Annotated in this window: 10 protein-coding genes and 1 pseudogene; 8 read left to right on the top strand and 3 right to left on the bottom strand. The window is 59.8% G+C overall.

Annotation, left to right across the window (positions count from 1 at the left end; genetic code table 11):
• The first annotated feature begins 101 nt into the window (after positions 1-101).
• The 3 genes and pseudogenes from LCH65_RS06840 to LCH65_RS06830 all read left to right on the top strand — a co-directional run bounded on the left by LCH65_RS06840 (position 102) and on the right by LCH65_RS06830 (position 4,632).
• Positions 102-2,123: pseudogene (locus LCH65_RS06840) on the top strand (acyltransferase family protein).
• Positions 2,124-2,188: 65 nt separating this feature from the next.
• Complete coding sequence (locus LCH65_RS06835; protein ID WP_058396866.1) at positions 2,189-2,848, top strand: HD domain-containing protein; 660 nt, start codon at positions 2,189-2,191, stop codon at positions 2,846-2,848.
• Between the two features lie 119 nt (positions 2,849-2,967).
• Positions 2,968-4,632, top strand: coding sequence for a methyl-accepting chemotaxis protein (locus LCH65_RS06830; RefSeq protein ID WP_226439256.1), 1,665 nt, complete (start codon positions 2,968-2,970; stop codon positions 4,630-4,632).
• A 57-nt stretch (positions 4,633-4,689) separates the two neighbouring features.
• Here LCH65_RS06830 and can read toward each other — a convergent pair whose 3' ends face one another.
• Entirely contained in the window at positions 4,690-5,328 is a 639-nt protein-coding gene (gene can / locus LCH65_RS06825; RefSeq protein ID WP_003345939.1) for a carbonate dehydratase, read from the bottom strand.
• A 170-nt stretch (positions 5,329-5,498) separates the two neighbouring features.
• Between can and LCH65_RS06820 the strand changes: the two genes are divergently transcribed.
• Positions 5,499-5,906: a hypothetical protein gene (locus LCH65_RS06820; RefSeq protein WP_003365778.1), complete on the top strand. Its 408-nt coding sequence runs from the start codon at positions 5,499-5,501 to the stop codon at positions 5,904-5,906.
• A gap of 9 nt (positions 5,907-5,915) precedes the next feature.
• Here the strand turns inward: LCH65_RS06820 and rimI are convergent, their stop codons facing one another.
• Positions 5,916-6,368, bottom strand: coding sequence for a ribosomal protein S18-alanine N-acetyltransferase (gene rimI, locus LCH65_RS06815; protein ID WP_003365779.1), 453 nt, complete (start codon positions 6,366-6,368; stop codon positions 5,916-5,918).
• Positions 6,361-7,167: a hypothetical protein gene (locus tag LCH65_RS06810; protein ID WP_003365782.1), complete on the bottom strand. Its 807-nt coding sequence runs from the start codon at positions 7,165-7,167 to the stop codon at positions 6,361-6,363. The genes rimI and LCH65_RS06810 overlap by 8 nt, the downstream gene beginning before the upstream one ends.
• Before the next feature lie 144 nt (positions 7,168-7,311).
• On the opposite strand from LCH65_RS06810, the gene mksB reads away from it, so the two are divergent.
• The 4 genes from mksB (at position 7,312) to LCH65_RS06790 (ending at position 13,523) form a co-directional block, all read left to right on the top strand.
• Positions 7,312-8,589 (top strand): Mks condensin complex protein MksB, encoded by a 1,278-nt coding sequence (mksB, locus tag LCH65_RS06805; protein WP_003404706.1) that lies wholly within the window; start codon positions 7,312-7,314, stop codon positions 8,587-8,589.
• Positions 8,579-9,286, top strand: coding sequence for an Mks condensin complex protein MksE (gene mksE, locus LCH65_RS06800; protein WP_003365786.1), 708 nt, complete (start codon positions 8,579-8,581; stop codon positions 9,284-9,286). Before mksB ends, mksE begins: the two co-directional genes overlap by 11 nt.
• Positions 9,283-12,102 carry an Mks condensin complex protein MksF gene (gene mksF / locus LCH65_RS06795; RefSeq protein ID WP_003391215.1) on the top strand — a complete coding sequence of 940 codons (2,820 nt, stop codon included), beginning with the start codon at positions 9,283-9,285 and terminating at the stop codon, positions 12,100-12,102. Before mksE ends, mksF begins: the two co-directional genes overlap by 4 nt.
• 173 nt (positions 12,103-12,275) lie before the next feature.
• Positions 12,276-13,523 (top strand): right-handed parallel beta-helix repeat-containing protein, encoded by a 1,248-nt coding sequence (locus LCH65_RS06790; protein ID WP_187809386.1) that lies wholly within the window; start codon positions 12,276-12,278, stop codon positions 13,521-13,523.
• Positions 13,524-13,620: the final 97 nt, after the last annotated feature.

Raw genomic sequence — 13,620 nt, 5'->3', positions numbered from 1 at the left:
TCTTCGACCTCTCCCTACACGACCCCTGCGCCTCGCGTTGGCGGTAGCTATTGCAGCGTGCACTTACCGTCTCTTGCCACTTACTGCACTGAGCACATCACATGGGCATGCCTCACAACCCGGCACTCGGCTATCGGCCCGAGATCGATGGTCTGCGCGCGCTCGCGGTCATCCCGGTCATTCTGTTCCACGCGGGCTTGCCGCTGTTCAGCGGCGGGTTCGTGGGCGTCGATATCTTTTTCGTGATTTCCGGCTATCTGATCACGTCGATCATCATCGCGGAGAAGATCAAAGGGCGTTTCTCGCTGATCTACTTCTACGAACGACGCGCGCGGCGCATCCTGCCTGCGCTGTTCGTGATGATGCTGATCTGCCTGCCTGTCGCGTGGTTGACGCTCGATCCGTCTGACCTGAAATACTTCGCCAAGAGCCTGGTGGCGGTGCCGACCTTCTCATCCAACGTGCTGTTCTGGCTGGAAAGTGGCTATTTCGACGCCACGGCAGAACTCAAACCGTTGTTGCATACCTGGACGCTCGCGGTGGAGGAACAGTATTACCTGTTCTTCCCGCTGCTCTTGATGCTGACCTGGGGCCTGGGCCGCAAGCGGCTGATTGGGCTGCTGATGGTCGTCGCCCTGGCCAGCCTGACGCTGGCGCAACAGGGCGTCCATCAAGACACCAGCAACGCGTTTTATCTGCTGCCGGCACGCGCCTGGGAATTGCTGGCGGGCTCATTCATAGCCTTCTACTTTGCCTGGCGACCGCGCAGCACCGGGGGTGCTAGCGTTATCGATCAGACGGCAGCGGCGTTGGGGATTTTGCTGATCGGTTATGCCGTGGTCGGTTTCGACAGCAGCACGCCCTTCCCCGGCCTTAATGCACTGGTACCCGTGCTGGGTGCGGTGTTAGTCATCGTCTTCGCGCATGGCAAAACCTGGGTTGGAAGCGCGCTGAGTACACGTGTGCCGGTCGCGATCGGCATGCTCAGCTACAGCGCCTACCTGTGGCATCAGCCCGTTTTTGCCTTCGCCCGCCAGTACAAGCTGAATGAACCGGGCCTGCTGTTCATGCTGGCGCTTGCCCTTGTGTCTCTGATGCTGGCCTGGTTGAGCTGGCGTTTCGTCGAGCAGCCGTTTCGCAAGGCGGGCACCTTCAATCGCCGTCAGATTTTCACCACGGCAGGCGCTGCCTCAACGCTGTTTATCGCGCTGGGGCTGGTCGGCTATGTGAATAACGGCTTTCCCCAGCGCTTCGCTGTCGACCCGGAGCTGCATCAGGCATTCGCCGATCCGTTGATACGCGACAAATGCGACCCGCCCTTGGCCGGCAAAGGCGGTAACGTCGATTTTTGCCTGTTCGGGCTCGCTGACAGTCAGGCAGTGCCGGATATGGCGCTGTTCGGCGACAGCCACTCCGAGGCGCTGTTATCCACGTTCGACGCCTCCGCTCGGGATCAGGGCAGAACCCTCGCGCATATCGGCCTGGGCGGCTGCCTGCCCTTGCTCGGCGTGGACGTGGCCAACGGCAACTATGCTGCGGGGGTCTGCGAAGCGCTGGCCGATCGGGAGTTCGAATACGTGAAACAGCAGCGGATCAAGAAGGTCGTGCTGGTGGCGCGCTGGACGCTGTATACCGGCGATGATTACAGCGAGAGGACGATGAGCAAATATTTCCTGACCTCACGCGCCGATCCGCAGAAAAGCCGGGAAACCTCGCGCAGGGTATTCAGCCAGGCGCTTGAACACACGATCGAGGCCTACCGCAGTATCGGCGCCGAGCTGTTCATCGTTGCGCAGGTACCGCAGCAAATGATCAACCCTGAAAGTCTTTATTACCGCCTGGCGCGGGATGCTTCGGACAGCGATGCGCAGGCATTACAGCGGGTCAGCGAACTGTAGGTGCCGGTCGAAAAACAAGACCTGTTGCAGCGTTTCACCCGCCAGCTGTTCCTGCGCGCTAGCCAATCGCAACACATCAGCCTGATCACGCTGGATGACGCCTTCTGCAAGGACAGGCAATGCCTGATCGGCGACCTGCATTCGTACTACAAGGATTTCAACCACCTCAACGCCCGGGGTGCAGGGCTGCTTGCCGGCCAGATCAGCCATATTCTTGAGCAGTGACAGGGTTTTATCAGGCGGCATTGTCTGTAATGCTGATGCCTGACCAGACGCCCGAGGACCACCGCATGACCGCCGCCAGCTTCACCCCCTTCGAGGATCTGGCCAACCTGCTGATACCCCACACTCACGCAGAGAAAATCGACGGCTCGCACGATGTCTCGCACTTGCTGCGTGTGTGGAAAAACGTCTGCGCCATTCGTGACCGTGAAGGCGGCGATGCCCGCGTCCTGATTGCGGCGACACTGCTGCATGACTGCGTTTCAGTCGAGAAAGACTCGCCGTTTCGCGCCGGCGCATCACGACTGGCGGCAGCGCGGGCCAGCGAATTGTTGACCGAGATGGGTTGGGATGAACAGAGCATCGCCTCCGTCGCCCACGCCATCGAAGCGCACAGTTTCTCGGCGGCGATCACGCCCTTGACCCTCGAGGCGAGAATACTGCAGGACGCCGACCGTCTGGACTCGCTGGGCATGATTGGTGTGGCACGCACCTTCTATGTATCAGGGCGGCTCGGCAAAGCGCTCTACGACCCGAATGACCCGCATGCCAGCCGGCGCCCCTATGACGACCTGAATTTCGCCGTCGACCACTTCCACACCAAGCTGCTGCACCTGGCTGACGGTTTTCAGACCGATACCGGCGCACAGATGGCGAAAGTCCGGCACCACCGGGTCAAACGCTTTCTGGACGAACTGATGGAGGAAGTTGCACTTCCTCAGCCTTGATTCGTCAGTCGCACGGCAACCCCTCAAGAGATGTCATAAAGACATCACACAATTGCCCTATAAACGGCTCTCCGAGAAGGTCCGTGTGTTTATAGGGGTTGTGTGCCGTGAAAAGATTTATGCCTCGTTTCCTACGTCGGCAAGCCACAACGACAACACTCTTGCGCCGCTTCAAAATCACGCTGCGCCTGGTGATCTGCTTCGCTGTCACCTCCCTCTTGATGGTCGCGCTTGGCGCATTCTGCCTGTTGCAGATGCAAGCTATCCGCACCCAGGGCGAGGCGGTCGAGAGCGGCGCCCTGCCCAGTATCGCCACTGCAGATGCCATCGCCATCGGCCTGGTCAAACTGCGCAGCGAAACCACCCGTCTGATCGCCAACGCCGATGATCCGGGTGCCGTCATCAACAGCAAGATCAATGTCGAACAACTCAGGAATGAGGTAGAGAAAGGCTTCTCTGAATACCTCGCACGCGTTCAGTCGGGCACAGAGCATGACTCCATTGTCGCGTTGCAGGATGCCTACAAGGCCTTCATGCCCGGCTTGCAGGATCAGATCGCGCTGATCGAGCAGAACAAGCTGGACGAGGCCAGGATGCTGGCCAACACCATGCTCTCGCTGCAAGGCGACCTGATGGACATGCAAGTGCAGCTGTTGCGCGAACTGAACAAGCAGAGTGCGGCCACCGCTGTAGAGGCCGCAAGCGCCAGCTACGAGCAAACGCGGATCATCGCGCTGAGCGCCATCGGCCTGGTTCTGGCACTGACCCTGTTGCTGGCCTGGCGCCTGAGCGTCAGTATCATCCACCCGGTGCGGCAGGCTTTACACATCGCCAGCACCATTGCCGATGGTGACCTGAGCGAACACCCGATACCGGACGGCAAGGACGAGACCGCGCAATTGCTGATCACCCTGGGGCGCATGCGCACCAACCTGCACAGCACGATCGACCAGATCTACGCGGCGGCGGCACAGTTGTCGCAATCGGTTCAGGAAATGGGCAGCATCGCCGAAGCCAGTGCGCTCAATCTGCAGCTGCAGAACACTGAAATCGAGCAGGCTGCTGTCGCAGTCAATCAGATGAGTCAGGCGGCCATCGAAGTGGCAGGCAACGCCAGCAATACCGTGACCGAATCAGAGGCGTCGACCCAGGCGGCAGCACAAGGGCAGGAAAAGCTGTCGGCAACCATTCTTTCGATCAAGGAACTGACCAAGAATGTGCTGGATTCGTCGCATCAGGCTGAAGGGCTGGCCGAACGCACCCAGAGCATCAGCAGCATCCTCGATGTGATTCGTGCAATTGCCAATCAGACCAATTTACTGGCGCTGAACGCAGCTATCGAAGCTGCACGGGCAGGCGAAGCCGGGCGCGGCTTTGCCGTGGTGGCCGACGAGGTCCGCTCACTGGCGCAGCGCACCAGTGCATCCACCGCGGAAATCGAAGGGCTGATCAGCGGCGTGCAGCAAAGCACCCAGCAAACCGCGAGCTCGCTGCGCCACACGGCGACGCAGGCCAACCTGACGATGGAACAGGCCGCCTCGACCGGCGAAGCCTTGCAAGTGATCATCCAGTCAACCGCCACCATCAACGACCGCAACCTGCTGATTGCCAGTGCCGCAGAGCAGCAGGCCCAGGTGGCGACTGAAGCGGACCGCAACCTGAGCAGTATTCGCGACCTGTCCAGCCAGACCGCATCAGGCGCGCAGCAGACCACCGTCGCGAGTAACGCACTGTCGATGCTGGCCAATGACCTGAACCTGATGGTGCAGCGTTTCGTGCTGTGATGGGTTGAACGTCGCCAGCCAGCCTGCAACAACAGGCTGGCTGGCGACGATCGGCTGTCAGTCCTGCGGACGCAGACGGTACTGCGGCGGCAGTTGCTCGAAACCGCTGATGGTCACGTCGAGGCTTTTCCAGCGGCCATCCTTGATACCGTAGATGCAGCCATGCACAGACAGGCTCTGCCCACGGTGCCAGGCGTTCTGCACAATGCTGGTGTGACCGACGTTGGCCACTTGCTGGATCACGTTCAATTCACACAGGCGGTCGACGCGCTCTTCCTCGGTCGGCAGCTTGGCCAGCAACTCGCGGTTTTCGTAATACAAATCACGAATCGTGCGCAGCCAGCCGTCGATCAGGCCGAACTGGCGGTCCTGCATGGACGCCCGCACGCCGCCGCAACCGTAGTGGCCTGTGACCAGAATGTGTTTGACCTTCAACACGTCCACTGCGTATTGAATCACTGACAGACAGTTCAGGTCGGTGTGCAGCACGACGTTGGCCACGTTGCGGTGAACGAACAGATCACCCGGCAGCATGCCGACGATTTCGTTGGCCGGCACGCGTGCATCGGAGCAACCGATCCACAGGAACTCAGGGGTTTGCTGGCGGGCCAGTTTGGCGAAAAACTCAGGGTCTTCCTGCTTTATCGCATCGGCCCAGCGTGCATTGTTATCAATCAGGTCTTGTAGCTCGTTCATGCTTTGACGCCTCGATAATGATGCCCAGCCTTGGACTGGAGTCGAATCCTTCAAGTCACGCCTGTTTGCCACTACTGGCAAAATTCACCAACGCTCGTCGGTCAACAAAAAGGAATCTTCAAAGTCATGGCCGGTCCACTTTTTACGACCACCTGACATGAGGATTTCCCATGAACGATTCACGCCGTCCGTTCGGTGCTACCGAACCGGAACCCATCGACGATAACGAAGACCGTATGGGCTCCATGGAAACACTCGATTTCGACGAGGAAGAACCGGGCCGTATTGGCGATCTTATCCCTGAAGGCGAGCTGCAACATGAAATTCCGGATCAGCGCGTGCGTGAGGCCGGTCTCACGGGTGCTTCCACGGATGATCATCACTCGACTGACGATGATCTGTCTCCGGAAACCCTGATTCGTGAAGACGGTGCTCGTTCACCGTCCGAGCAGGGCGATGGCGACCCGGCTGATCTGGACCTGACCGTAGTCGACGAAGACGACATCGGCGGTGGCAACGGCCTGGACGAAGAAGAACTGGCAATCATCGACCCGCTGGACGGCAACACCCAGCGCTGACAGCCAGTATTACTCGAAAAGCGTGCAGGCCATGACCACTGCGTCTTCACGGCCGCCCACTGCCGGGTAGTAATCGCGACGCCGGCCTATCTCGTTGAAACCGTAGTTTTCATACAGACGATAGGCTGGACGGTTGCTGTCACGCAGCTCCAGAAAGCATTCCCGTGCATTGAGCTGATAAGCGCGTTTCATCAGATGGTCGAGCAGTAACAAGCCAAGACCCCGCCCCTGGTTTTCAGGTTTGACCGTGATGTTGAGCAGGTGCGCTTCGTCGATGATGACCTGAATGACGCCGTGCCCGACCTGCTGCGCGCCCTCGAACATCAGCCAGATCTCGTAGGACTTGAGCCCGTCGAGAAAGATGCCGCGTGTCCAGGGATGACTGAACGCCGCGTATTCGATTTTCAGCACCGCGTCCATGTCGGCTTCGGTCATGCGGCGGAAGGTTACGGCATCACTCATCGATCGATTTCCAGCGCGTCATCAGCCGACGCATGGCTTTCCAGACATCCGCCTTGCGCTCAGGCTCGTCCATCAGTAATTCAAGACCTGGCAGCGCCCAGGCCGTGCCCAGGCCTTCAATCTGCAGCTCACGGTGGTAAGACTCGGCATCGGCTTCACCGGCGTACTTCATCGACGGCAGCCCGATCAGCCACAGGCAGGCGCAAGGCTCGTCCTCGAGCCGCGCGCCGACGAAGCCCTGCACGAAATCACGCGCGGCCTCCGGGCCCTGGTCCATCTGGCCGCGGACCAGCAACGGCCAGCGCACGGGCTCGCCGATGATCTGTGGGCTGTCGGGCAGACCGGCGGCGCGCAGCATGTCCTTGAGCAGCAGGTAGGAAGGATCACGGCTCTGAAACGGCTGACCGGTGGTGAGTTCGACCAGCAACATGCAGCGTCCGGCGCGCAACAATTGCAGGGCAAAACGCGGTGGCGGTACCACCGGCGCCTTGGGCGGCGCCGGCTCGGCCTCTTCGGCGGCCGGGGTGGCTGCGCGCGTGCTCGCCAGTGAAGGGCGCGGCACCTCGACCCTCGGGCGTTCGGGCTGCCGTGCCATCGGCTCGACGTTCGACGTTTCGGCAGGTGCAGCGTGCTCCGCTGGCGAAGCAGCAGGCGCGACACGTTGCACCTCGACCGGCAGCGGCAACGGCACAAGCAGCTGCGGGCGCGACGGTGCGGCGAATGGCAGTTCTGTGCGCGGCAGCCAGTTGACCACCTGCATGGCAGTCAAATAAGCGCGGCGACGGGACTCGTTGAGCAAGGGTCAGCCACCTGTGGATAAGTTAAGCGCGCAATTCTAGCGTTGTTCGCCTTTTTGCGCTGCAGCATATCGCCCGTAGGTGAAATATCAGTCGGCTGATGCAGTACAATTGCCGCTTTTCACTTGCCAACAGTCGGCCTAACGATGATCGAACCCAAGCGCGTTCTGCGCGCCCTTGCCGAGCACTGGGCGCTTCTTGAGCCCTTATGCGAACATTTCGACCAGGGTACGTTGAGCCTGAGCGAGCTGCGCCTGCAACTGGGCGCTCAGCAGCAGGACAGCACTCCGCAAGACATCACCAACCTGCTGGACGTGTGGATTCGTCTGGACATTCTGGTGCCCGTCGCGAAAAGCCCGAACCGTTTCGAGCTCAACGCACAGATCCATGACTTCCTGTCGTACCTGCGCCGCGAGCACCGTCTGGGCCTGTGCCTGGAAATCGAGGCCTACCTGCGCCATCTGGAGCGACTGGCCGGTTACATTCAGGATGCATTCGAGGTTCGCGACGCCAACGATCTGGCCAGACAACTGCGGCTGCTGGACATGCGCGTGCGCGACGTACTCAAGAAGCTCGCCAACGACGAACAGGCGCTGGTCGCCGTGGCCGACCGGGCCAAGACCAGTGACCGGCAGATCCCGTTGCGTCAGCGCTATGCCGAAGTCTTGGCGACGTGGGACGAATACGTCGAGCCGATGATTCAACTGGTCAACGCAGACGGTGCGTTCGAACAGGGCGTGCGCAAGGTCGAGAACGTCCTGCTGCGCCTACTGACCGAGCAACAACGTCTCGGTCACCTGGTCGACGACGACATGCTGCTGCGCACCCACGCGCGCATTCTGGAAATGCAGACCAGCGCCCAGTTGACCTTGCGCCATGCGCGCGAACTGCTGCTGCCGTTGCGCGAAGAAGCGCGTCGCCATAATGCGGTGACCCGTGGCGCAGCGCTGGCCTTGTCCGCCATTCGCCGCAAGGGGCTGGATGCGGTGCCGCAGGCTGCCATGCCGATGTTCACCCGTCCGCAAAGCACGTTCCTGGGCAGTGCCAGTCAGGTCGAGGCCTACGTGTATGCCCTGGCGCGTTTTGAGCCGAAACCCGCGAGATTCCCCAAGGCCAGCGGTACCCGCAAGGGCCAGGCGCCACGCGCACCGCGTACGGTCAAGGAGATGCTCGAACGCTGCGAAGACGCCTTGCCGATGCCTGACCTGATGGTCTGGTTGCTGGAGCAGGAGCCGACCGGGGAGACCGACGAGCTGCTCTACTGGTTCTCGCGCCTGTCGCGCGACAAGCGCTTCGCCCGTGAACGCCTCGAGCGTCGCGAATATTTCACCCGGGAGCACCGCGTCAGCCTTCGCTCCTTTGCCCTGCTCGCTGCAAAAGACGAGCAGGCCGAGCATTCCGAGAGCACCGTTCATGCATCTTGATCTATCCGAAATGTCCCAGCTCGCGCCGATCTTTCGCGAGCTGTTCAAGGGCTATCACATCAGCCGCCGCGACCCGGAGCTGTACACCCAGCTCTCCAATTGCCAGGACCAGTACCGCACGCTGTTCAAGGCACTGGGCTTCGAACTGGTCTGCGACACGCGTGGCTTTTATTACTTCGTGCCTGAACTGGCTGCCGCGCAGGTCAACAAGACCGCCCAGCGCCTGGCACTGTTCACCTTCATCCTCGTTGAACATCTGGCAGATCAGGGCCGTGACCCCATGTCGGTGCTCGACGGTGGCAGCCTGGGCCGCGACGAGTTGCCTTCGATGCTGGAAAAGTACCGCGATCTGTTTCTCCAGGCTGAAGTGCAGACCCCGGAAGAGCTCGAAGAAAAGATCATGCGCCGCATGACGCAGTTGGGCTTTGCCAGTGAGGAAGTGGGTATCTACCGCTTCCTGCCGCCGATGCACCGTTTTCTCGATGTGTGCCTGTCGGTGCAACAGGATCGCGATCTGGCCGCCAGCCTGCATAGCGCCCTGCCCCTGCCGACGCCCGTGCTCATCGATGACGACAGCGATGAGAAACTGCTGGAAACCGATGACCCGCTGGACCTGGCTGAATTCGGTGAAGAGACCGAGGAAGAGGCACTGGCCCGGGCAATCGCCGATGAGCAACGACAGGAGATGGACACATGAGCCAGGAACGTTATGGCATCCGCCGCTTTGCCCTGTTGAACACTGCCGGTTACAGCCTCGGCCTGTTCCCGCTGGAAAATCCGCTGTCGGTATATGGTGCGAACAACCTCGGCAAAAGCGCCTCGATCAACGCCCTGCAATTCCCGATTCTGGCGCGCATGTCGGACATGAGCTTCGGCAAGTACAGCCTGGAACAATCGCGGCGCTTCTACTTCGCCTCCGACACCAGCTACATTCTGGTGGAAGTTTCCCTGCCCCACGGCCCGCATGTCATCGGCGTCGTGGGTCGCGGTCCGGGCGGCGGCTTCGGCCATCAGTTCTTCGCCTATGCCGGCGAGCTGGATCTGGGTCATTACCAGAAGAACGACACCTGCCTGCGTCAGAAAGAGCTGTTCAGCAACCTGGAAAGCCAGGGCCTGAAAGCCTACGAGCTGAAGCCTGACGAACTGCGCCGTCTGCTGGTCGGCGGGCACACATCGATTCCGCTGGACCTGACGTTGATCCCGCTGCGCTCCACCAGCGAGCAGAGCCTCAAGACCTTCCGCGCACTGTTCATCAACTTGCTGCACATGCGCGAAATCACCGCTGCCAAACTCAAGCAGCTGTTTCTGGATGCCTTCGAGCACAGCCTGCGTTCGGGCAGCGTCGACTACATTGCCGCCTGTGAAGAAGCCTTCCGCGATGTGCGGCGTATGGAACAGGACTACAACTCGCTGGTGCTGGCCGGCCCTCTGGTCGAGGCGCTGGCCGCTGGCGTCAAGCAGCGCGATGTGTTGCGCGGCAAACTGCATCGTCTGTCACCGATCCTCGATTCACTGCTCGGCACTTGGTCGGATTACTCCGGTGCGCGCAAAGAAGAGTTGGTCATCCAGGCTGAGCATTACCGTGCTCAGCAGGATGAGATGCAAAACGATCAGCGCAGCAGCACCCAGGAACTGATGCGCCTGGAGCGCGAGATCAGTAGCATCCAGCGCTGGGTCGGCGAGCTGTCGGTGCTGAAGAATCGTTTTGCGCTGGTCGATGACGTCAAGGTGCTGGAGCAACAGCTGCTCGCCGCCAAGGACGCTCATGATGAGCTGGCCGGTGCGCTGGCCCAGTCCCGGCAGTTCAGCGCCGAAGACCTGGACGAGCGCCTGCGCGATCTGGAAAAACGCCTCAAGTCGGTCAAACAGCAGCTCGATCATGCGGACAACAACAGCTACGCCCGCCTGCGCGAAGAGTTTTCCCAGCCGGACGTCGAACGTCTGATGCGTCTGTTCAACAGCGCACTGTTCAGCTTGCCGTTGGGTGAGCAAGGTATTGCGCTGGATGATGGCGATGCGTGGGTCAAGTCGCTGGAGACCATTCTGGATGGCTTCAAGGGCGATCAGTTTGCAGTACCGGGGCTGACCATCAACCTGTCGAGCATCGAGCCGCCTGCCCTGCAGGCGCTGGCCGATCGTGCCGCGTTGCGCGATCAGAAAGAGCGACTGGAGAAAGAACTCAAACAACTGAAAACCCAGCAGGCTGTCGCTGCCGACCGTTCGGCGAGCAAGACCCAGACCGAAGCGCTTTATCAACAAGTGCTGGATGCGCAAAAAGCGCTTGAAGACTTCCGCCGCTGCCAGACCTTGAGCGCGGAGGAATCCACCAAGCTGGAAGAACTTGCGCAGATGGAAGCCGCTCAGGATGAACTGAAACGCTCCAGCGACGCGTTCACTGAGCGCGTGCAGCAACTGTCAGCCAAGCTGCAATTGATCGCACGTCAGATCGGCGATATGGAATCCAAGCAACGCACGCTGGACGACGCGCTACGTCGCCGTCAGTTACTGCCAGCAGACCTGCCTTTCGGCACACCGTTCATGGACCCGATCGACGACTCCATGGATAACCTGTTGCCGCTGCTCAACGACTATCAGGACAGCTGGCAGGGTCTGTTGCGCAGCGATGGGCAGATTGAGGCGCTGTACGCACAGGTTCGCCTCAAGGGTGTGGCCAAGTTCGACAGCGAGGACGACATGGAGCGTCGCCTGCAGTTATTGATCAATGCCTACGCGCACCGTACCGACGAAGCGCTTACGCTGGGCAAGGCGCGTCGCGCTGCGGTCACGGATATCGCACGTACCCTGCGCAACATCCGTAGCGACTACGACAGCCTTGAGCATCAACTGGCGCTGTTCAACCGCGAGATCAACAAGCGTCAGGTCTCGAACCTGGCAAGCTTCCGTATCGTGCTCGCCCCTAACAAGGAAGCGCTCAAGCACATCGATCAGATCATCCACAGCGCCGGGCAGTACGAGGAAGGCGAGACGCTGTCGGTCTTCGACCTGAGCCAGAGCGCAGAGCAGGACAACAAGAACGAAGAAGCCAAGGAATATCTGGCCCGGCTTGTGGCTGCCAACCACAACCAATTGGGCTTGAAAGACCTGTTCGAACTGGCATTCGAAATCACCAAGGTCAATGGTCAGCCGGTTATCCACACCGATATCGATGGGGCTGCCTCCAACGGCACCACGATGACCATCAAGGCATTGACCAACATGTACCTGCTGTTGCACTTGATGGATCGCGATCAGGCCGGGCGGGTGCGTTTGCCTTACTACCTCGACGAAGCCGCAGACATCGACGAGAAGAATCAGGCAGCCCTGCTGGAAACCAGCCTGCAACTGGGCTTCGTTCCGATTCTGGCCAGTGTGAAGCCACAGGTCTCGGCTCACGTTGCCATCGACCTGGAAGGCGGCAGCGGACCCAATGGCATCTACATTGATGAAGCGGACTGGAAATACATTCAGCGTCGTGACGATGTGAAACCAGAGGTTCCGGAACTGGCCTCTTAAAGGCTGATTGCTGTGAACAGAAGGCCGCATGAAAATGCGGCCTTTTTTATCGTCTTTGAATTGAGTGAGGCCCTGTTGCGGGCCTCAGGCGAGCAGACTCTTTATTCATCGAATTCATAATGAGGGGCAGCAAACACGCATACGATTACACCAGGCAGGCTTGGAGTGATCCCATGAGAACGATACTGCTGACGGTCTTGCTGGTTGGCGCTGCAACAGCGCATGCAACTGACTACTACGTGGCCCCCAATGGCGATGATCACGCTGCCGGTACCAAAGGCGCACCGCTGCGCACCATCATGCGCGCACAGCAATCCGCAAAGGCCGGCGACACGGTGTACTTTCGCGGCGGCACCTATGCCTACACAGCCGGCATCAACCGCTGCGCTACCCGCACAGACACCGTGAATGCCATCACCCTGAACAACAGCGGCAGCGAAAACGAACCCATACGCTACTGGGCCTATCCGGGCGAAACACCGGTTTTCGATTTCTCGGCCATGAAAGACGATTGTAGGGTGAAAGGCTTCAACGTTACCGGTAGCTGGCTACACCTGAAGGGGCTGGAGGTGACCGGCGTACCGCAGCAGCCGGAAAACCATCTCAACCACGAGTCATGGGGCATCTGGAACAGCGGCAGCCACAATACCTTCGAGCAACTCAATCTGCATCACAACATGGGACCCGGCCTGTTCATTCAGAACGGCGGCTATAACCTGGTGCTGAATTCCGACTCTCACCACAACTACGATCCTTACACCTCAAACGGCGCAGGTCAGAGTGCAGACGGCTTCGGCGCACATATCAAGGCGGGCCATCCAGGTAATGTATTCCGCGGCTGCAGAGCGTGGGCCAATTCCGACGACGGCTTTGACCTGATCAATGCCTTTTCGCCAGTCACCATCGAAAGCTCATGGGCATGGCAGCAGGGTTACCTGCCTGGCACGCGAACAAAACTTGAAGCAGGCAATGGTAATGGCATCAAGGCCGGCGGATACGGTGGCAAGTATGTGCCTGACGGTGTGAAACACATCGTCCGTAATTCAGTTGCCTTCGACAACAAGTCCGCTGGTTTCTATGCCAATCACCACACCCTGGCACTGGACTTCATCAACAACACGGCTTTTGCAAATGGCGTGAACTACAACATGGCAGGTATCGCCCCGGATGGTTCGCTGATCCCTCTCGGTAACCTGTTCAACAACATCGCCTACAAGGGACGGTTGACCGTTAACACCGAGGGACTGGATATGGCACACAACTCCTGGACATTGCCAACGCCGGTAACCGACGCAGACTTTGAGGATGTTTCGGAGACGGGGTGGGATGCGCCACGTCAGCCGGACGGAAGCCTGCCAGTGCTGCGCAGCTTCCACCTTCGACCTGGCAGCAGACTGGCAGGGATGGGGGCGTTTCACTAAGCCTTGGGGGTCTCTGGCGCCTATGCGGCTGCATTGCAGTAGACAGAGAATGCAGAGATTTCTGAAACCCCAGACAAACAAAAACCCTCAACGCGTG

The organism is Pseudomonas sp. MWU16-30316 (genome assembly GCF_020515645.1).
GTDB classification, from domain to species: Bacteria; Pseudomonadota; Gammaproteobacteria; order Pseudomonadales; family Pseudomonadaceae; genus Aquipseudomonas; species Aquipseudomonas cerasi.
The sequence above is the reverse complement of the archived record's forward strand: the minus strand, read 5'-3'. Positions and strand labels throughout refer to the sequence as shown.

What these genes read in the sequence shown, in the direction of transcription:
- LCH65_RS06835 (WP_058396866.1), top strand. Translation starts at nt 2,189, where the DNA reads ATGACCGCCGCCAGCTTCACCCCCTTCGAGGATCTGGCCAACCTGCTG.
- LCH65_RS06830 (WP_226439256.1), top strand. Translation starts at nt 2,968, where the DNA reads ATGCCTCGTTTCCTACGTCGGCAAGCCACAACGACAACACTCTTGCGC.
- can (WP_003345939.1), bottom strand. Translation starts at nt 5,328, where the DNA reads ATGAACGAGCTACAAGACCTGATTGATAACAATGCACGCTGGGCCGAT.
- LCH65_RS06820 (WP_003365778.1), top strand. Translation starts at nt 5,499, where the DNA reads ATGAACGATTCACGCCGTCCGTTCGGTGCTACCGAACCGGAACCCATC.
- rimI (WP_003365779.1), bottom strand. Translation starts at nt 6,368, where the DNA reads ATGAGTGATGCCGTAACCTTCCGCCGCATGACCGAAGCCGACATGGAC.
- mksB (WP_003404706.1), top strand. Translation starts at nt 7,312, where the DNA reads ATGATCGAACCCAAGCGCGTTCTGCGCGCCCTTGCCGAGCACTGGGCG.
- mksE (WP_003365786.1), top strand. Translation starts at nt 8,579, where the DNA reads ATGCATCTTGATCTATCCGAAATGTCCCAGCTCGCGCCGATCTTTCGC.
- mksF (WP_003391215.1), top strand. Translation starts at nt 9,283, where the DNA reads ATGAGCCAGGAACGTTATGGCATCCGCCGCTTTGCCCTGTTGAACACT.
- LCH65_RS06790 (WP_187809386.1), top strand. Translation starts at nt 12,276, where the DNA reads ATGAGAACGATACTGCTGACGGTCTTGCTGGTTGGCGCTGCAACAGCG.